Below are 17,714 nucleotides of genomic sequence, written 5' to 3'. Positions count from 1 at the left end.
ACTGATGAAAAGTCCTGCCGATGTCGAATTGATGGCAATCGGAGAGAGCATGATTGTCCTCGTCGCAGACGAAGGCGTCCCACTGGAAGCGGCGTCCAGGGTCTCGCTGCACTGCGCGGGCGCTGAATCCAACGTTGCCTACTATCTCGCTCAATTAAGGCATCGGGTGGGATGGGCCAGCCGGGTCGGCGATGATCCTTTCGGACGCAGGCTTCTGAGAGAGTTTACCGGTGTGGGAATCGACGTCTCTGAAGTGCGCGTAGCCTCCGGCGAGCGTACTGGCGTCTACTTCAAGGATGCACCCTCGCCTGGAGGAGTATATTACTACCGAACAGCGTCCGCTGCCTCAGCGATGTCTTTGGACGAGCTGCTGCCAGCAGTGCATTCGTCGCCACGGTTGCACGTGACCGGCATTACTGCCGCTCTCAGTGCCAGTTCGGCGACGCTCCTATCAGACCTCATGAATGCTGCTGCCGGCAGCGGCGTGGCAGTATCCTTCGACGTGAACTACCGGCCGGCATTATGGGAGCGGAGCGAGGCTGCGCCCACGCTCGCCCGGCTCGCTAAGATGGCGGACACTGTTTTCGTCGGCCGCGACGAGGCCGAGGGTCTTTGGCAGAAGGACACTCCCGACAGCATCCGGGCGATGCTGCGGGAGGTGCCCACCCTGATCGTGAAGGATGGGGCCGTGGGGGCAACGGCCTTCGAACTGGGCGTGTCGTCTACGTTCGTTCCGGCGCCGCAAGTGGCCGTCGTTGAACCAGTGGGGGCCGGCGACGCTTTCGCGGCCGGCTACCTTTCTGCTGAGATTCGCGGACTCGGCATGGTTGAGCGGCTGCGCTTAGGTCATCTGCTCGCCGCTCAGGCGATCGGCGGACATGCTGATTATGCCGCAGTCCCTCCAGCACATGTTCTGGAGAATCAGATCAACCTGAGCGGTGAGCAGTGGCAGGAACTGGCAATCGGAGTTGCTGACCGCGTCGTGTAGCAGAGCCGGAGAGGAGCCGCGGCACGAGAGGAGACCGAGCGTGGTTCAGGACAAAAAGTTGAGCGGCGGAACCAACCGGGCGAAGGACTCCGCAGCACTGATGACGGCCCGCCGTGCCGAGTCGGGGGACAGGTCCGCGTCACTATGGCCGGGATAGAGTGCAATCACCGGGACGTCTGCCAGTCGGGCAATGCTCTGCCCATAGAGGTCCAGCCGGCAGTCCGGAATCGCCTGCATACTGATTCGTCCTCCGGCGAATAACACGTCACCGGTGAAGAGGCTTACGCCGTCGTTTTCCTTGACCCCGAACACCAGGTGACCGTCGCAGTGTCCAGGTGTGTCGTAGACCTCGAGTACGAGAGTTCCTACTGTAAGTGAGCCGTTAGCCAGCGTTTGGACACCGGCAGCGGGCGGCAATGTAAAGTGCGGCGGGTAGACGCCAACGTCGCGGGCGCGGCGCACTTGTGTACGCTCCTCGTCGCCGGCGGCTAGAGCCAGGGAGCAGACTGAGCTTCCCCATACTCGCAGCCCCGCTTTCTGGGCGGCGCTGACGCCACCGGCGTGATCACCGTGGTAATGGGTGATAAGTACACCGTCCAGTTGGGCGGGGTCCACGACGTCGGCAACGTTATGCAGCCACTGGGCAGCGGCGAGGCCCGAACCCGCATCAACGAGAACACCGCGGGAGCCGTCCCACAGCAGATACTGATTGCAGTCGTATTGGCTGGTGAAGGTCGGCCCTGCAGTGCTTCCGCCCACCAGCCAGACATATTTGCTAAGTTGAAGGGCGGCCATGATCAGTCCGCTGGCCGGATCGCTATCGCGTCGATCTCCACGAGGATGTTCGCCAGTTGGCTGCCCACGGTGGTGCGCACGGGATAGGGCGCCGGAAAGCGGCGCGCGTAGACGTCGTTATAGGCGGGGAAATCCTGCTGCAGGTGCTGCAGGTGCACGGTTGTTTTCACCACGTCGGCGAGGCTCAGCCCTACTTGGGCGAGGGCCGTCTCGACGTTATTGATCACCTGCTCCGTCTGGGCGGTGATACCTTCAGGCACCTCGCCGGTTTCCGGATCCTGTGGTCCAAAGCCGGCGGTGAAAACCATGCCGTTGAGTTCCACTACATGGCTGTAGGGACCTGCCGGGTTGGGAAGTTGTTCACTGAGAATTGCTTTCTTGCTCATTTTCTTCCTTATCTATGGTTTGGGTTTTTGGGTCAAGGACGTCGGATGTGCGTATAGACCTCGTATCGGTCTGCACGGTAGACGGCATCGGCGCGTTGAACCGGGGTGCCGTGTTCGTCCGCGAACACCTGCACAATATGCAGAGCTGGGGCCCCCGTCGGCATCCTCAGCAGGGTTCCTTGCCTGTCCGACAGCGCCACCGCCCGGATCGTGCGCTTGCCGGAACTGATCTGCACTCCGGCCGACTCCAGCAGCTCGTGCAGCGACCCGTCGAGATCGCTGGCGGTCGTCCAGCTGAAACGTTCGGGAAGGTGAGCCGTTTCCAAGCACATCGGTTCGCCGTCGGCCATGCGAAGTCGTTCAATGACAACTGTCTTTTGTTTCTGCCCTAGCCTCAGGTCGGTTGCCACGGCGTCCGGCGCCTTCCTGATTTCGACCCCGAGCAGCCGGGTGGAGGGGGTGAGGCCTCGGACGCGCATGTCCTCGGAGAATGACGCGATTGTGTCGCCTTTTCCGATCACGCGCTTTTGTCCGTCGACGAAGGTTCCTTTGCCGAAGATGCGGGTAATGAACGAGTCGTCCTCCAGCACTCCGAGCGCCTGCCGTACCGTCGTTGGGCTGACGCCGTAGCGGGTCGCCAGTTTCTTCTCTGAGGGCAGCCGGGTCCCTTCATCGAGACCAGCACACATCTCTCGCAGCTGATCTGCGATCACGCGATACTTCGTTTGCTTCATTTCATCAGCCTATGACCGCTTGAAGTATTCGCTCATGAGCTGCTCGTACAGGTCGGTGGCTTGATAGAGCTGAGCAACGCCCACCTTCTCATTAGCCCCATGGGCGACGCTGAGCCAGCCCGGGCCGAGGCTGACGACCGTCGGGATGCCGGCTTCGCCCATGAAGTAGGCAGCATCGGTACCGCCGGGGTATGCAGCGATCGGCAGCGGCCGACCGAGCACCGAGGCGGCAGCTTGCTGTGCCGCATCCACGATCGGATGTGCCGGATCAATCTCGGTGGCCGGCATCCAACCCATGGATCCTTCGTGGTAGCGGACGACGGCGGTTCCCTGGCCCTCAACGGTCTGCTGCACGAGATCTTCAATCGCCTCCCGCACCTGGTCGCGTTCCATCCCAGGGACGGTGCGGATTTCTGCGCTCACGACGCAGTGCCCTGGCCAGACGCCGAAACAGACCCCGCCCTCGATCATCATTCCCGGGTTCACTGTTGGGGCGGTTGGTACCAGGCCTGGCTGGGCGATCGGGGGAGCGAACGACTCCAGGGCGAGCAGGACATCCGCGGCGACGAGGGTGGCATTGCGCCCGAGTCGAGGAGAGAGCCCGCTATGGCCCTGTGTGGTGTCGATAGCAATATCGAAACAGCAGATGCCGCGAGAGACCAGGTAGATGGCCTCCCAAGGCTCATCGATGCCGCTCGGTTCGCCGATCAGCAAGGCGTCCACGTCCGGCATCAGCTCCGACCGGACGAGAGATTGGGCGCCGGCATCCGAACCTTGTTCTTCATCGGCGGTGAGGATGAGAGATACCTTGCCAGGCAGATCGTTCCGTTTAGCGAATCGTTCCAGCGCGATCATCATCGCGGCCACGGCACCCTTCATATCGGTGGTGCCAAGACCGAAAGCAGTGTCGCCTTCCACCGTCAGGTCCAACGGGTCTGTCCGCCAGACCGACCGTGCGTCGCCGATCGGCTTGGTGTCAAGATGGCCGGTGAGGCCGAGATGGCCGGCGCCGCCGTGGTCCACCGTGGCAATCACGTTCGGGCGCCCGTTGACGAACTCGACAATCTCGTTGGTGATGTCTCGCTCGTCGAACCAGGCCGACACAGCGGCGGCGATTTCCCGCTCACCGGGGCCGGGATTCTGCGAGTCAATCGCAACAAGCTGGCGGGTGAGTTCGAGGACATCCATGCGTATCTCCTTCGGGCACGATTGCGACGCGGCCATGGTGCACCTTTACTGGGCGCATTATTGCTTCACCTAGAGTGCCAGTGTAGTTTCTAGAACTGTATCCCATAATGTCAGAAGTGCCATTTGATCCGCATGAAAATCGGCACCGACGGAAGGACGGGTGTGGACTTCATTGACACGCTGCAAGAACATAAGCTCATTGCGGTCCTGCGGGGAGAAGATCCCCGTCTCGTTCTCGATGCGGCCCGAGTCTTAATCCAGTCCGGGGTCTCGCTAATCGAAGTGACATTCACCGTTCCCGATGCCGAAGCGGTCATCAGCGAACTGGTTCGGGACCAAACCGGAGCCGTCATCGGCTCCGGCACTGTCGTTTCCGAGGCGCAGATTGAGGGTTCCGCACGAGCGGGAGCACAGTTCCTTGTTTCCCCCGGGGCTACCGACAGCCTCACTCGTGCCATGGCGGATAGTGGGATACCCTTCTTGCCGGGTGTATACACCCCCTCCGAGGCCATGGCCGCGGCCGCGGCTGGGGCAACAGCTGTCAAGCTCTTCCCTGCAGCGCATGCCGGAACCGGATACCTGCGCCAGCTCCTCGCGCCGCTTCCTGATCTTCAAGTTGTGCCCAGTGGCGGTGTGCGGACGATCGACATCTCGGGCTGGTTAACCGGCGGGGCTGCCGCCGTGGGACTGGGCTCGCTCGCCACCCCCGCCGACATCGCCGCCCGCGATTGGGCCGCCGTGCGCACCAAAGCTGCTGACGCTGTTGCCGCAAGCCGCGCCAGGGAAGAAGGTGCACCATGACCGGCCGTTCCTACGCACTGCGATGCGTCAGATGTGACGCCGAGAACGACCTTGGGCGATACGACTGCGCCCGATGCGCCGGAGTGCTGGTGGTAGATGCCGGACCGGTGGCCGACCTCACCCCAGCCAAGGGAACAGCGGGCGTGTGGCGCTACCCGCAGCTGCTGCCCTCGGCGTCCAATCAGGTGAGTATCGGCGAAGGCCAGACTCCTCTGATCGATATCTCTGGCCTGCAACCCGCCGGCCGCGATTTTCGCCTGTACGCCAAGCTGGAGGGCGCGAACCCCACGCTGTCCTTCAAGGACCGCGGCATGGCCCTGGCGGTCTCGATAGCCGTTGACCGTGGCTGCACTAGCCTGGTCGTCGCATCGACCGGCAACGCTGCCGTCTCCGCATCCGCCTATGCTGCGGCGGCTGGGCTTTCCTGCACCGTGATCGTCGGAACCGCCTCCAACGCAGCCAACAAACTGGCGGCCTGCCGAGCTTACGGCGCCAAGGTGAGCGAAGTGGATGGGGACTACAGCACTGCCTATGCAGCCGCCATGGCGGCCGAGTCCGAGACGATGATGAACGTGTCTACTACATACCGCAACCCGGTACTGGGGGAGGGATACCGTTCGGTGGCTCTTGAACTGGTGGAGAGCCTGGGCCGGGTTCCTGATGCAGTGATTGTGCCGATCGGAGCAGGCTCGTTCCTGCGGGCGATCGCCGCCGGGTTTCGGGATGTCAGTGACGTTACCGGTTCCGGGGTGGTCCCTCGGATGGTCGGGGTACAGGCAGACCGCTGCGCGCCACTCGCTCGGGCGTGGGACGAAGGCCGTACCGACGCCGCTTGGGAGCGGAGCCTTGCGGAACCGCTTTACCCCGAACGGACCTCCGCAACCGCTATCGCCGACCCATTGCGCGGGTACGAAGACCAGGGTCTGCTGACGCTGGAAGCGGTGAGGGAGACGCATGGCACGGTCGTCGCTGTCAGTGAGGACCAGATTGACGCCGCGACGCAGGCCTTGCTTAGCAGGGGCATCTGGGTGGAACCGGCTGCCGCAACAGCGGTCGCCGCTCTGGCAGTCGTTGATCTTCCCCCCGGTTCTACCGTGGTGTCGATGATGACCGGCCATGGCGTCAAGGCGACCGTTGCGCGCAACTCCTAGCGATGGCAGCAGCCTGCAGGACAATGTCGAGGCTGTCCAGGGCAAGCTAGTCATGGCCGACTGCGGGTCCCTAACTGATGCAATGGCCGGCTTCGGCGCAGGGCCTAACTGCGTAGGCACCACGCTTTACACGAATGCTCGCCCGAGGATGGGCTCGGACTTTGACCTAGTTGAGGAACTTGTTCAGGAAAGCCCCGTTCCTGTCATTGCCGAAGGCCGAATCCGGACCCCTGAGGATTTCCGGCGGTGCCTGGAGTTGGGAGCTTTCGCCGTGGTCGTCGGGACAGCGATCACTCATCCCACCACCATCACGAGGAACTTCGCCGCAAGCGCAGCTGCCGGTAGGCCATCGCACTACCGACGTTGTGCCTGATGGAACAAATGTTTTGTCGACTCTTCGGGTGAAGAACAACAGGCTCGCCGTGGCCGGCTACCTCTGGGCCTTCTCCGCTCTGACCCGCTCACCCGGTGAAGCATGTGCCGCAGGTAATCAGCAGCGCTGCAGCCGCCGAGAATAATTGGGGTTAATGCTGACATTATTTCCGCTTTCGCTGAACAGGTCATTCCCGCCCGGAGTATTGTGCCACTGGCCGGATCCACTCCGATCGTTTATGGAGCACTCGTCGAACCGCTCACAGTCGCTTTCATGCTGTACGGCGAGCCCGCGCGGAGCATGGAAGTAATCTCCTCGTCATCGGTGGTGGACCGATCGGACAATCCGTCATCCTGGCGGCGTTCCAAGAGGGAGCAGAAGGCGTATTGGTGTCCGAGCCTAACCCTGCACATCGCGCTTAATGCGAACGTCTCGGGGCACATGCACTTGACCCGCTAAGGCCAGCGCCCCTCGCGGAACACGTTCGGCGTGAATTCGGGGCTTGCAGACACGACCATCGACGCTGTAGGCATCACGGCGACTATAGGAGATGCCCTTAATCCGACACGCTATGGTGGGGTGATCTCACTTCTCGGTATGGGTGCACGCAGCGGCGCCGGACAGACCGATGTTTTGCGTGTGTTCATGACGTGTGCGTCCTGCGGGAGTGAGAACCTCGCGGCGGAGAGTTCTCGAGTTCTGAAGTAGCAGTGGCCTGTTAGTCGTCTTGCACCTTGCGTTCTGCACCCCGCCGATAACCTACCTTATGTCAGGTTGCCTTCAGCGCAATTTCAGAAGGCATAAGGTTGCGGATTCAAAACTTGGCCCTGGTGTAAAAGTGGAACCGAGGTTCGACGCATCCTAAAAACTAAGTCCCCCTATGAGTTAGGAGCATCGGCAGCAGCATATACCGATATATGGCGGGGACTTGTATGGGTATAGGGTTCATTGTCCCATCCACCAAATCTCTCCACGAGCCGCAGTCCAGCTATTTCAGCAAGAAGATCTAACTCCAAAGGAAAGGCATACCGAATTACGTGTGTTGTTGTTTCGACCGGACCATTGTCCAAAATTGTGTGCTCCCCAACAAGTATTTGGTTAGCTCTATCGACCGAAATCGCATCGATCATAATCGCGCCTTGCTTGAGTACCCTACTGGCGTGGTAAACACCGGTTTGGGCGTGGAACTGGGTGGGCTCAAAGGCTTCCAATACAAATTTCCCACCGACTTCCAACTGCGCCTTCACGTTCGCTAATGCCTCGATCTGGCGTTCCTTAGTCAGTGCAGCAAAGAACGTATTCAACACGACAGTTATCACATCGAACTTCTCGCCCGAGTTAAACTCAATAAAGTCGCCACGGACCGTACGGACGGACCGATTAGCATCTCTTTCCCGTAAAGCTTGTAGCATGTTTTCGGAACTATCAACACCTAGGACATCATGTCCACGGTCGGCCAATGGAAGCGCAATTCTTCCATTTCCCACGCCCAACTCAAGAAACCTAGACCTTGGCGGCACCAAAGTTTCAAGAAAATCAATTGTCGCTGAAGTGTCGAAGTCAATTGGATACATGGCATCGTAGTAATTCGTGAGCTTCTCGCTATAACCAACGTTCTCGTCCATAATCTATCCCCTTCTAAGCTTTCTCAAACGAATCGATATCCATAGGGCTGAGTCTACGCGGCGGTACTCTCAACCCCCACCAAAGCGCTCCAGCAGTAGCCGCTACCTGGAGAAGTAATAATATAGGCGATATAACGCCGACGATGATCGTCAAAACTAAAGGTACCATGCAAACAATAGCTAGGATCGCGGCACCCAGCATTCCCAATGTGATTCCCTGTTGGTCGTCATTCGGACTGTGGGCTGCGGTTAAGGAGCATCCGATTAGTCCCGGAATCGCCAATAACAGCATGGGGATGGCATAAGTAACTACTCCTAGTGTCAACACTATGGTGCAGACTAAGGAAGCCCACAAGAATAATATTACACCGGCCGCGCAGCCAGCTAACCGGCGGAGGGTCGCTACGGAAAACGGCATTTGACGTCCGAGGCCTGGAACTTCGGTCATGATCTGCATCGGATAACTAGCCAAAAGAGCAACTGCCGCTGCGCTCATAGCAAAGGCACCGCCAACAACTAAGGGATTATTGATTCCCGACACAATAGGAAGCACACTCGGAATCACCGCAAGCATTACTATTGTCGAAGTTTTACCTCTTAATCGTAGGAAGTATTGTAGGTGCGCAGCAACAAATGATCGACGCACCCCAGAAATACGGGCGACTTCTAATCCACGGCGCGTTACTGAACTACTGGCAAAGGCATAAGACAGTTGTCTGATATCGAAGATATAGAGTGAGGCGCCCAAGTGAGCGGCACGCGATCCACTGGAGAGGAGTTCAGCGCGGCGGATCCGGTCGAACATAAACAGCAAAGGAGAAGCAAGAGCAACTACCGCTACGCTTACGTATACGGGCCATCGAGCCCCGCCGAGAACGAGTATTGGCCAGTTTGACGGAGCAGCCAAGAACATGGTCTGTAGATGTATAACGCCGCCTTTTGAGTTCAATACGGCAATTAGATAGATAACGATACTGGCTGCGAGGATCGCGCCGATACAGATGCGATCGAGGAGATCTTTCCTTGCCGTTACCTGCGCTAGCAAGGCAAGCATTGCGATTGCGACTGCCAGCAATGCAGTGCAAGTTATCGTCAATAGCAAAGTTTCGGCTGTCAGCGTCTTTGGCGATAGAAGTATGACGGGGAGGTACATCGCTTCGAACAAGACCACCACTATAAAGAGCGATCTAACTGCTGGTTTCGCCAACATCGCGGAGCGGCGGAGTGGAAGATTCAGCCACCAAAACCCTGCAGGACCGTTAACACCTATCGGGCCTGTCCTTGCAAGCAGCATTAGAAATGCACATACCGCCACGAAGTAGAAACATGCTACCCCTTCGCTCAGACTTAGCGTGCTATACCCAGGATTCGTCACAGCGCGAACGATTGTCTCTTGAGAAGTGACTTTCTCACGAATGCTTGTGATAGCAGAGTACGAGACGAGCCCAACGAGCATCATAGTGAGAAGTGATACGTACATGTCGGTCAAACGACTAGGCCAGTCGATTACGCGATTCCGGTGGGTAGCTCTTCGCGTGATCGCAACAGGGGAGCTGCTGCCCCGGCCCATAGACGACGCTGTATCGATACGGTCGCTACGCAGCAATTGCTTCAGCGCCCTCTCTTGGAGTCAAATAACGGACTTGGGTATCAATGAAAATGCACGCGTCGACTGTATCTTCAAGGAGGGTGGCGTCATGGGTAATAATAATTGCGGCTTGGCCGTGATCGATATTTTCTCGGACTCGCTTTGCCAGCCGGTCGCGCATACCTGGATCTAGACGTTGCTCTGGTTCGTCTAGTACTAGCAATGCTGCCGGCCTGATAAACGCGGCCGCCAGAAGTAATCGGCGACGCTGACCAGAAGATAGGGTATGAGGAAACGCATTTGCATGATTTTCCAGACCAAAAAACTCAAGTTCTCGCGCGACCTGTGATTTATCAACATGATGGCCTGTAGCGATCAGGTTTAGGTGCTCACCGACTGTTAGCCAAGGGAAAAAAGTATCTTCATCAAAAACCATGGAAACTAGGCGCCGAAACTCGGGCGAGCGTTCATCCAGTCGCTGACCGAGGAATAGTATACGCCCCCCTAGTGCTCGTTGTAGTCCAACTATTGTCCTCGCAACTGAAGATTTGCCTGCACCGTTGCTGCCGATAAACCCAATAGATGTCCCGAGTTCTATCTTGGCACTAATAGGACCACATACGGGTGACTCATCATAGCCCACTATGAGCTCATTTATCTCAAGGACTGGCTGCATAGCCACCTCTCTTCTAAGAGTTACAGAGCGGAATAGCGCCTACCAGGGCGGGCGTGCCTGCTCGCATATTGTCAGTTGCTAACGTCAGTTGGCCATATAGGCAAAGCCTTGCGACTCCACTGTTTAGTACAACCTATCCTAGGTTTCTAGCCATTTTTATCGTTACATTTTTGTTATGCTTGCGTCTTGACAAGAGCGCATGCTCTCTAGCAGGTTGTACGAGGGGGAAGCGTGTTGATTATTATGGCCTCCCTCATTTTGCAATTCAACTACTGCTACTACATTTGGGAGTAACTAATGGATCACAACCTGAGCAGCCTGATCGACTCGTACGCAAGTTTCGCCACGCCGGCCGAAGTGGCTAATGCAGCTGCAACTGAAGGCCCCGGAGTCATCGTCTGGACCACGACGTTCCTGAGCTCCATTTGTGGAACGCTCGGAGCCACGAGCGCCGCACTCTGTTAAGCCAGACGGCTCGTTAGAACTAAACGAGCGAGTCCGAGGGGCAGGAATTTCTTGCCCCTCGGACTCAACCATCTCTCATAGGAGTTCCTCATTCGTTCGCCGTATGTTATCCCGTATAACCATCCGGAGGTTGCTTCCATCTCGTGGACATACCCATTCGGCCACAGAAATGATCCATACGGAGCAGCTGGAGGTGTTCATGTAATTGAACACATGCTCGTCGACGGATCTGGAAAGAAAACGCTAAGGCGTCTCAGTGATGCGGGAGTCCTTCTTAATGCTAGGACTCTCTCTGATACGATGCAGTTGACATACACGTTTCATCCATCTCAAGTAGATTGGATTGTTGAGACGCACCATTCACTCATGTCAGCTGACATCAACGGTGCGACACTTGCACATGCAGCGCGAATAGTGAGTCAAGAGACCGCAGAATCAAAAGCAAAGTTGGATGGTCTCCGAGAGAATTGGGTCGCGCTCCAGCAAACCCTTTATGAATCACCGCAGTTCGCACATGATGGATTCGGGTATGACGTTGCTACCTGGACTGCAGAAGCCCGATCAGCAGTGCTCTTACTTGCGGAAACTATCAAGTTGTCCACGCCCACGGTTGTCGGGTGCGGGAATTTTGCCGCGGAGGTACTTGCATACCCGTTTGGGTCTGAGACGTCCCCTACTCGCTCCGGAGTTGCCGAACATAGGGCACCAGAACTAAATGCCCCCGAAGAGGGACGCTTCCACGGCCAGCGAAGCCGTCATCTGCTGGGTATCCCGATCAATTTCAACGTTCTGGGGGATGCGAGCTACCTAGCAACCTGGTGCGTGGTCGAAGCACTGAGGCATATCCTCAACCTTGAAAATCGAGAAGCCGATGTCAGCCTTGGTATATTCGGACCTTTTGGCCTTCTTCGTTCTGACTGCATCTCAATCGTATACAGGCCGCCCGAGGCTGACGGCCTGAAGGACCAGGAGACAATCAAGAACGCAGTTAAAGCGTCCCAGCGACTACTCGAAAGCCGCGAAGATTTCAATAAGATTCAGGCTAAGGTTACAGAAAGACTTCGAGCAATGCTTATTAGCCCAGACCAGCAGTCCTCGATAGCAGGCAAGCTCGCGTTGGCGGGTGAGGCCGACTTGTCATCAATACACGCGAACCTTGCCTCTTTATCGCAGGAAGAAGTTGTCCGGAATGCAGTGAACCTCCACGCGCTACCGGTTTTCACAGTCCCAGAGATGATGCTGAAATGATGCTCTCGGAGATACCGCTCACTACCATCAGGAACGGTAGGCAAGCAGCCATCCTGGTCGGATCGTTCACGCCCACGTTGGATGCATCGCTGCGCGTCGTTTATATACCGGCAGGCTCCCGATCGACCATATCCGGACGGGTCTCTACATTCCTAAAGCGCCAAGCCGATCCTTATGACATAACTGTAACTTCGAGTACGGACCATCATGTCCTCGCCTTTGATGGAAGACCAGGTGAAGTCGCATCGGCCTTGGCAGAAATTCAACGAATAATTAAGAGTCTTGAGCTGCTTGATTCTAGAGGGCTATACAGTACTGAAGTAACTTATCCGAAATCTTTACTGCCAATTATTCAGGACCAAATCTGGAGAAAGGTGAAGCCCCAGTGGATCGAGTTGAAGTCGGATAAATTCTCTCCCGGCCAGATCTCGAATCTATCTGCCGCTTCCCAGATGTTTGTTCTATTTCGTGGCCTGGACACAATCGGTGCCGAGGAGGCATTATCGTGTTTGGATGATTCGCTACTACACGCCCCTGGGCGCCCTTCAGAAGATTTCGGTACGAATTTGAGAGGCAGTAGCAAGGCAATTTACAACTTCGGCGCGGCTCGATCGAGTGTCATTCTCTCCATCCCCACGCTCCCCTCGAGTCGACCTATAGCATTAGCGCAAACAGCCGCGCTTCAGTATCTCTACGCAGACTCGGTGTCCCTTCTATTCAGTACTTTGCGAGACCACGATGGACTGTGCTACTCCCCTCGAGTGATATCTCACCGCTCAACAGCGGGAAGCATCCTTCATACGATCTTCAGCATTGAAGGGGCAAAAACAGCTTCGATAGAGGATGCGTTTAGGCGCCAGGCGGAGATTCTTTCAGAGCAGAACCGGAGCTACTTCGAGGACCTATCGGTCAAATCCCACAATAGTCTCGCAAAATGGATTCGTTACAGTACCGCTTCAAATATGATCTTGGAGTTTTTGATTCAGATCTTGATTATGAGTTCCGATCGTTCCAGCTTGGTCGAAGCGCCCGAAAAGATACTTGACCTGGAGCTAGTAGATATCGTTGAGGCTTTCACGATGTCATGTTCACCCACACGTTATTTTTCCATCATCACCTAGGCCGGTAGAATTTTGAAGAACGTACTTGTCATAGTAACTGGTGCCTCGAGCGCGATGTTCACTCCGTACAACCTCAACTGGGCGAAGATCGCCTTTCCAAAGTTCAATATTAGGGTAATGGTCACAGAATCTGCGCAGCAGTTTGTGACGACGGCGGCCGTCCAGCAGCTCCTAACGCCAGGCTCAGTGTTTAGCGACAGTTGGCTAGATGCTACGGAATCTTTTCATGTGGAACTGGCCATCTGGGCTGACGGGATTGTCGTATCCCCCGCGACTTTCAATTACGTAAATTCATATGTCTCGGGTTTAGCTGACCGGCCCTCGCAGCTGTGCCTACATGCTTGCAAAGGGCCGAAAGTTTTCACGCCATCCTTTCCCCCCGGAATAGATCCGGAACCGTGGCTTACAAAGCTACGATCCATGCCGGATACTGTCGTAGCGCCGTTTGTGCCGGCGCTCAGTAGTGGAACGAAACAGGTTGAACGCACCGGGAGTGCACCACTTATGAATGGATTACAACTACTAAAAGAGAGACTTACGTCTTGAATAACAAGCCACTACCTATCGCTTCTTTCACGACGACGCGCAAAGCTACCCATATTTTCGAACATCAGGATGGGTTTATTTGGATACGGACCGCTAGCAACAACGCGGGATTCCCGCGGGAGAGTTGCGTACCGTTCACACCCGACAACTCCTTAGCGGAAGAAGTAATTTGTGATCCTGGCGTTATCGCAAGGAATGGGCGGGCTTACTTTACGTCGCAATCTAAGCCGGTTCTAGACGAGCTGAACTTGGTCAGCGATCTTAACGCTGAGGACAAGCTGGGTCTAATCGAGATGCTCGGCAGCGCTTGCGGCGCTCTACGCAGTTCGGCGTCAGGAATAGATAATATGCCAGATTCTCGGCCTGTTCCCGATATTATAGAATTGCTCGATATCCATGGGTCCAACCCCTACGGTTCGGAGGTCGCCCACGCAGCCCTGGAATCGATTCGTCAGTTTGTCGATAATGAGCGCTTGAATCAGTTGGTGACCTGGTATAAAAGCCAGCATGAACTGGAGCCCTGTCACGGAGAATTTTCTCTCGCAAATATGGTGAGGAGTGACGAGAACAAGCGTGTGAGCATACTTATGGAGGATTCGTTACCGGTTGCACCAGTCGCGTTCGATGCCGGTTGGTTTCTCGGCGATCTGTATGAAAACATTATGTCGCCCATGGGGGCATTCGATGAGATATCGGCTGTGCACGCGGGACGACTTTTTCTTAGCTCTTATTCAAGAGAAGCCGGGCTTGACTTGGTGGGACTCTCGGAGAATTTGCACTACAGTTTTATCCTGCGCTTACTCTATCATTATGTGCAGTTTCGCATCAGTGCTTATTCGCCTAGCCACGAAGAGTATTTCCTCGAAGCCATTAATGACTTGTTCGTGAGGCAGCCGTTCACGTTCACAGGTGAGTTGTTCGGCTTCGAAGAAGTCGGAGGTTTGGTGAATTGAGACCAACGGGTGCACCTTTGGAGAATGTAGTGGATGTGCTCACTCGTCTACTGGGCGATGCTGTTTACGAGCACACTAGCGATAACAGCTTTTTCGGACGGAATCACAATGCCGTTCTTAGGACAGAGAGTCAGCGAATTATTTTCGCTAAACAGCTCAGAGATGTTCCTGGTGCAGATGCCCGTTTTATAGCTTGTAAGGACGCCGACCATCTATTCCGACAATTAGAAGTCGGTTCTGTCTCTACGCCAGAACTGATCGCAGAGGACGCCGAGACACGTGTACTGGTCTACGAGTATGTTGATGGTCGATCGCTTCCGCTGGCGTTGAGGGTAGATGAGTATGATACCGACTTGTGGACCGAGATGGGAAAGAGCCTAGGCGGAATACACGGAAGCGATGGGTCCATGGCTCCTCCACCAAACGCATCGAGTGCGCCAGGAAAAACAGTTGTGGAGCTTCTCGACGCGTTGGACTTCGACTCCTTCTGGAACCTATCTGGTGCTGAAATTGAAATCTGGGCGATACTTCATTCGCAGAGAGCGACTTTGTGCCAGGTTTCAACAAGACTCGACCCGTCCCGACGTAGACCAATACATGGCGATCTCCGCCTAGACCAGTTCCTATTGGACCGAAGTGGGAAACTGTGGATCTGTGACTGGGATGAGTTTAATGCTGGTGACCCGGCACAGGATCTAGGCATGCTCTGTGGGGACGTATTCCTCGCGTTCCTAAATCAGGGTATTCAAGATCTGGGAGCCATATCGGTAGAGAATGGTAGCGATGGGTCTGAGCTTATTAGAGCCTGCCTAGGGTCGTCAGCGGCGAAGGCTCGTACTGCGATTACAAATGTTTCCGGGGCATACTTTGCGTCGACAAGTGGGGCCGGCATCGTTGACGATACGTTTTATGTACGTAGTGGATGGTTTGTTGTCTGGCATATGATCGAGCGGGTTTTAGCGCGAGCTTCACTCCGCGCTTATTGCACTGCGATAGATAAGGCGATATTGGGGATAGCTGTAGCCATGGCAGTGTCGCCTGGTAGTTCCATGAAATCGATAGGCCTCGATCATGAATAACAATGAGCTCTTGGATCCGGCTGTTCGAGGTGTGCTAGATATGTATAGAATCGCACCGCGTAATGAAGAAGCTGTTGCTCTATACGGCGATGAGGTAGTTGCGTCGTCTGGATCTATAAGCGGCCTTGCCGGCCCTCTTTCTGAGCATATTTATAGGACGCACCATAGCGGGATGGATGAGATCGATGACAAGCTCACGAAGGAGGGGATGTCGGATCCTGTATTGGAAAAAGAGCTTCAAGCTGCGACTTCAGGGTACAGCTTTCGCCAACGAATTCGGGTAAGCGATCGAAGAGGAAAATCTGTAATCGTTGTGATCAACGGCGTACGGGTTTTGCTCGAACCAGAGCGCTTCGAGGTATTACAAGGGACCGATGAAGTTATAGTAGATGTCCCCTCGCTGCGCCCTTTTGTCTCGCCTGGCTTCATTTATTATCGCTCTCCCGCCTCTGACAATCTCAGAGTCGGCACCCGCGTTTATATGAGTCTCGGTGACGCGTCGTTAGGGCCGGAAGTCTGGGCTGCGGTTCAGCGGTACACCCCGGAGATCAGTGCGGCGTTTCATGCGAAAATTGCATCGTCCAGGGTGCTATACCCTCGCCGCGATGCGGTAGTCATCTATCTACCAATTTCTGTGGGGCATGAAGAGCTTGTATATCTTGCAAGCAAATTTTCAGGCTCTTCACTGTCCTTGGGCACCACCTCCGCGCTGATTTGTAAACTCGCACCTGGGATTGGTTATGCGCACGAACCATATGACCCCGCACTCCTCGGATCAAGAACCAGTTTTGGACAACACAGAAGCGGCCTTCTTGCTAAAGCGGTGATACTCACACACAAGAATCAGGGACGTTCAGAAGACGTCGCCGACATTTTCCGGGGAGCAAATGTGGACCCGAGGGCAATCTATATGAATGTTCAATGAACCCAGGCTGGCTTGCTGATCAATCGTGCAACGCCCGTCCTGAGTAACTTCACGGCGCAGGGCGGTGGATGACGTTTGCCGCCTCTACACGATATGAAGGACAGAGATTAGGGGCTCTATGATTTCGGTCAAGCTGCCCGGGTAGGTTTATGGGGGGGGGGGGGCGGTGTCTTCGTAGAGGGTTCCGTCGCCAAGCATGGCGAAAAGGACATCCGAGCGTCGCCGGGCTAGGGCAATAATCGCCTGGTTGGGCGTTTACCTTCAACGCGGTTGCGCCTGCAATACGCCCTCGAGGGCGCGTGATTCAGGGCCGCGAAGGCTGGGAGGAACAAGGCACGTTTGAGTTTCTTGTTACCTCTCCGGCTCCGATGTTCACCTCGGATCGAGGTCCCCGAGCGGCGCGTGACCGAAGCGATTCCGGCGTAGGAGGCCAGATGGGCGGCGGAAGCGAAGTGCTTGCCGGTGACTTCGGTAAGGAACCGAGCGCAAGTCCTGACGCCGATGCCAGGCATCGAGGTCAGGACTTCATTAAGAGGGTGGACCTCCACCAGAGTTTCGAGCTGGGAAACGATCTCGTCGCGCTGCCGGCGCAGTGCCAGTAGCTGCTCAGCGAGTTTGGGCAGCACGATCCCGGCCGCACCGGTGTCCACGACCACGACCGTTTGCTTGCTCCAGGGTGGTGAACACAGCCTCGGTCAGGCGTTCGGCGGCGCGTGGGGCATGCTTCCTCAGCCGTGCTTTGACGTGTCCGCGGCCGGCGGTCTTCAAGGCAGCGGGAGTTAGGTAGAGGGTGAGCAGATCCGCGACCGCCGGATGGTCTAGGTGCGGGCCCAATACCCATTCCAAGGCGGGATGGATTTGGGTATGCAGGCCGCGAATTCACTTGGAAGCGGCGGTGATTTGCCTGGCGAGGTCATCATCTAAGCCGCAGAGCCCTCCGAGCTCGGCCAGGGTTTCATCGTCTAGTTCCACCGCCCGCAGCGTAGGCGGCATGGATCAGCAAGCGGTGGTGGTTGGAGGCCTGGCTTCTCTTCAAGAGACCTGCGGGAGGATTTGAGCCCTGGCCCGACCC

18 protein-coding genes and 1 pseudogene are annotated in these 17,714 nt (G+C 56.2%); 11 read left to right on the top strand and 8 right to left on the bottom strand.

The window, feature by feature from the left end; translation table 11 throughout:
- The first annotated feature begins 4 nt into the window (after positions 1-4).
- Positions 5-988, top strand: coding sequence for a sugar kinase (locus QNO08_RS17260; RefSeq protein WP_229968313.1), 984 nt, complete (start codon positions 5-7; stop codon positions 986-988).
- A gap of 45 nt (positions 989-1,033) precedes the next feature.
- On the opposite strand, the gene QNO08_RS17255 is transcribed toward QNO08_RS17260, so the two are convergent.
- Genes QNO08_RS17255 through QNO08_RS17240 form a run of 4 tightly spaced genes read right to left on the bottom strand, consistent with a single transcriptional unit; the run spans position 1,034 to position 4,091 of the window.
- Positions 1,034-1,783: an MBL fold metallo-hydrolase gene (locus tag QNO08_RS17255; protein ID WP_229968315.1), complete on the bottom strand. Its 750-nt coding sequence runs from the start codon at positions 1,781-1,783 to the stop codon at positions 1,034-1,036.
- Between the two features lie 2 nt (positions 1,784-1,785).
- Positions 1,786-2,169 carry a RidA family protein gene (locus QNO08_RS17250; RefSeq protein ID WP_229968317.1) on the bottom strand — a complete coding sequence of 128 codons (384 nt, stop codon included), beginning with the start codon at positions 2,167-2,169 and terminating at the stop codon, positions 1,786-1,788.
- A 32-nt stretch (positions 2,170-2,201) separates the two neighbouring features.
- The gene (locus tag QNO08_RS17245) at positions 2,202-2,903 is read right to left on the bottom strand and encodes a GntR family transcriptional regulator (protein WP_229968319.1); all 702 of its coding nucleotides are present in this window, start codon (positions 2,901-2,903) and stop codon (positions 2,202-2,204) included.
- 9 nt (positions 2,904-2,912) lie between these two features.
- Positions 2,913-4,091, bottom strand: coding sequence for a M20 family metallopeptidase (locus QNO08_RS17240; protein WP_229968321.1), 1,179 nt, complete (start codon positions 4,089-4,091; stop codon positions 2,913-2,915).
- 132 nt (positions 4,092-4,223) lie between these two features.
- Here QNO08_RS17240 and QNO08_RS17235 point away from each other — a divergent pair, with 132 nt between their 5' ends.
- The 3 genes from QNO08_RS17235 to QNO08_RS17225 are packed head-to-tail and all read left to right on the top strand — an operon-like array spanning position 4,224 to position 6,416.
- Positions 4,224-4,892 carry a bifunctional 4-hydroxy-2-oxoglutarate aldolase/2-dehydro-3-deoxy-phosphogluconate aldolase gene (locus QNO08_RS17235; RefSeq protein ID WP_231713019.1) on the top strand — a complete coding sequence of 223 codons (669 nt, stop codon included), beginning with the start codon at positions 4,224-4,226 and terminating at the stop codon, positions 4,890-4,892.
- Positions 4,889-6,043 (top strand): pyridoxal-phosphate dependent enzyme, encoded by a 1,155-nt coding sequence (locus tag QNO08_RS17230; RefSeq protein WP_229968324.1) that lies wholly within the window; start codon positions 4,889-4,891, stop codon positions 6,041-6,043. Before QNO08_RS17235 ends, QNO08_RS17230 begins: the two co-directional genes overlap by 4 nt.
- Complete coding sequence (locus QNO08_RS17225; protein ID WP_269439260.1) at positions 6,009-6,416, top strand: HisA/HisF-related TIM barrel protein; 408 nt, start codon at positions 6,009-6,011, stop codon at positions 6,414-6,416. The genes QNO08_RS17230 and QNO08_RS17225 overlap by 35 nt, the downstream gene beginning before the upstream one ends.
- Before the next feature lie 878 nt (positions 6,417-7,294).
- Here the strand turns inward: QNO08_RS17225 and QNO08_RS17220 are convergent.
- The 3 genes from QNO08_RS17220 to QNO08_RS17210 all read right to left on the bottom strand — a co-directional run bounded on the left by QNO08_RS17220 (position 7,295) and on the right by QNO08_RS17210 (position 10,305).
- The gene (locus QNO08_RS17220) at positions 7,295-8,041 is read right to left on the bottom strand and encodes a class I SAM-dependent methyltransferase (protein ID WP_229968326.1); all 747 of its coding nucleotides are present in this window, start codon (positions 8,039-8,041) and stop codon (positions 7,295-7,297) included.
- A 13-nt stretch (positions 8,042-8,054) separates the two neighbouring features.
- The gene (locus tag QNO08_RS17215; RefSeq protein WP_269439263.1) at positions 8,055-9,497 is read right to left on the bottom strand and encodes a DUF6297 family protein; all 1,443 of its coding nucleotides are present in this window, start codon (positions 9,495-9,497) and stop codon (positions 8,055-8,057) included.
- Positions 9,498-9,636: 139 nt separating this feature from the next.
- A complete protein-coding gene (locus QNO08_RS17210) occupies positions 9,637-10,305 on the bottom strand; it encodes an ABC transporter ATP-binding protein (protein WP_229968330.1) in 669 nt (222 codons plus the stop codon).
- 297 nt (positions 10,306-10,602) lie between these two features.
- On the opposite strand from QNO08_RS17210, the gene QNO08_RS17205 reads away from it, so the two are divergent.
- The 7 genes from QNO08_RS17205 to QNO08_RS17180 all read left to right on the top strand — a co-directional run bounded on the left by QNO08_RS17205 (position 10,603) and on the right by QNO08_RS17180 (position 16,642).
- Positions 10,603-10,770, top strand: coding sequence for a hypothetical protein (locus QNO08_RS17205; protein WP_229968332.1), 168 nt, complete (start codon positions 10,603-10,605; stop codon positions 10,768-10,770).
- A 213-nt stretch (positions 10,771-10,983) separates the two neighbouring features.
- A complete protein-coding gene (locus QNO08_RS17200; RefSeq protein WP_229968334.1) occupies positions 10,984-12,018 on the top strand; it encodes a hypothetical protein in 1,035 nt (344 codons plus the stop codon).
- The gene (locus tag QNO08_RS17195) at positions 12,015-13,139 is read left to right on the top strand and encodes a hypothetical protein (protein WP_229968336.1); all 1,125 of its coding nucleotides are present in this window, start codon (positions 12,015-12,017) and stop codon (positions 13,137-13,139) included. Before QNO08_RS17200 ends, QNO08_RS17195 begins: the two co-directional genes overlap by 4 nt.
- Positions 13,140-13,151: 12 nt before the next feature.
- Positions 13,152-13,685, top strand: a complete 534-nt coding sequence (locus QNO08_RS17560) for a flavoprotein (protein ID WP_442860549.1) — start codon at positions 13,152-13,154, stop codon at positions 13,683-13,685.
- Positions 13,682-14,638: a hypothetical protein gene (locus tag QNO08_RS17190; protein ID WP_229968338.1), complete on the top strand. Its 957-nt coding sequence runs from the start codon at positions 13,682-13,684 to the stop codon at positions 14,636-14,638. Before QNO08_RS17560 ends, QNO08_RS17190 begins: the two co-directional genes overlap by 4 nt.
- Before the next feature lie 29 nt (positions 14,639-14,667).
- Positions 14,668-15,717 (top strand): phosphotransferase, encoded by a 1,050-nt coding sequence (locus tag QNO08_RS17185; protein WP_229968340.1) that lies wholly within the window; start codon positions 14,668-14,670, stop codon positions 15,715-15,717.
- Entirely contained in the window at positions 15,710-16,642 is a 933-nt protein-coding gene (locus QNO08_RS17180; RefSeq protein ID WP_229968342.1) for a T3SS effector HopA1 family protein, read from the top strand. Before QNO08_RS17185 ends, QNO08_RS17180 begins: the two co-directional genes overlap by 8 nt.
- A gap of 147 nt (positions 16,643-16,789) precedes the next feature.
- On the opposite strand, the pseudogene QNO08_RS17175 reads toward QNO08_RS17180, so the two are convergent.
- Positions 16,790-17,638: pseudogene (locus QNO08_RS17175) on the bottom strand (transposase); the annotation flags it as partial.
- Positions 17,639-17,714: the final 76 nt, after the last annotated feature.

The sequence above is a fragment of the Arthrobacter sp. zg-Y820 genome (assembly GCF_030142155.1).
In the GTDB taxonomy this organism is placed as follows: Bacteria; Actinomycetota; Actinomycetes; order Actinomycetales; family Micrococcaceae; genus Arthrobacter_B.
Note: the sequence above shows the minus strand (reverse complement) of the source record. Positions and strands in the feature narration are given on the sequence as shown.

Excerpts from the sequence above, each read along its gene's own strand:
- QNO08_RS17260 (WP_229968313.1), top strand. The coding sequence starts at position 5 with ATGAAAAGTCCTGCCGATGTCGAATTGATGGCAATCGGAGAGAGCATG.
- QNO08_RS17255 (WP_229968315.1), bottom strand. The coding sequence starts at position 1,783 with ATGGCCGCCCTTCAACTTAGCAAATATGTCTGGCTGGTGGGCGGAAGC.
- QNO08_RS17250 (WP_229968317.1), bottom strand. The coding sequence starts at position 2,169 with ATGAGCAAGAAAGCAATTCTCAGTGAACAACTTCCCAACCCGGCAGGT.
- QNO08_RS17245 (WP_229968319.1), bottom strand. The coding sequence starts at position 2,903 with ATGAAGCAAACGAAGTATCGCGTGATCGCAGATCAGCTGCGAGAGATG.
- QNO08_RS17240 (WP_229968321.1), bottom strand. The coding sequence starts at position 4,091 with ATGGATGTCCTCGAACTCACCCGCCAGCTTGTTGCGATTGACTCGCAG.
- QNO08_RS17235 (WP_231713019.1), top strand. The coding sequence starts at position 4,224 with ATGAAAATCGGCACCGACGGAAGGACGGGTGTGGACTTCATTGACACG.
- QNO08_RS17230 (WP_229968324.1), top strand. The coding sequence starts at position 4,889 with ATGACCGGCCGTTCCTACGCACTGCGATGCGTCAGATGTGACGCCGAG.
- QNO08_RS17225 (WP_269439260.1), top strand. The coding sequence starts at position 6,009 with ATGGCGTCAAGGCGACCGTTGCGCGCAACTCCTAGCGATGGCAGCAGC.
- QNO08_RS17220 (WP_229968326.1), bottom strand. The coding sequence starts at position 8,041 with ATGGACGAGAACGTTGGTTATAGCGAGAAGCTCACGAATTACTACGAT.
- QNO08_RS17215 (WP_269439263.1), bottom strand. The coding sequence starts at position 9,497 with ATGCTCGTTGGGCTCGTCTCGTACTCTGCTATCACAAGCATTCGTGAG.
- QNO08_RS17210 (WP_229968330.1), bottom strand. The coding sequence starts at position 10,305 with ATGCAGCCAGTCCTTGAGATAAATGAGCTCATAGTGGGCTATGATGAG.
- QNO08_RS17205 (WP_229968332.1), top strand. The coding sequence starts at position 10,603 with ATGGATCACAACCTGAGCAGCCTGATCGACTCGTACGCAAGTTTCGCC.
- QNO08_RS17200 (WP_229968334.1), top strand. The coding sequence starts at position 10,984 with ATGCTCGTCGACGGATCTGGAAAGAAAACGCTAAGGCGTCTCAGTGAT.
- QNO08_RS17195 (WP_229968336.1), top strand. The coding sequence starts at position 12,015 with ATGATGCTCTCGGAGATACCGCTCACTACCATCAGGAACGGTAGGCAA.
- QNO08_RS17180 (WP_229968342.1), top strand. The coding sequence starts at position 15,710 with ATGAATAACAATGAGCTCTTGGATCCGGCTGTTCGAGGTGTGCTAGAT.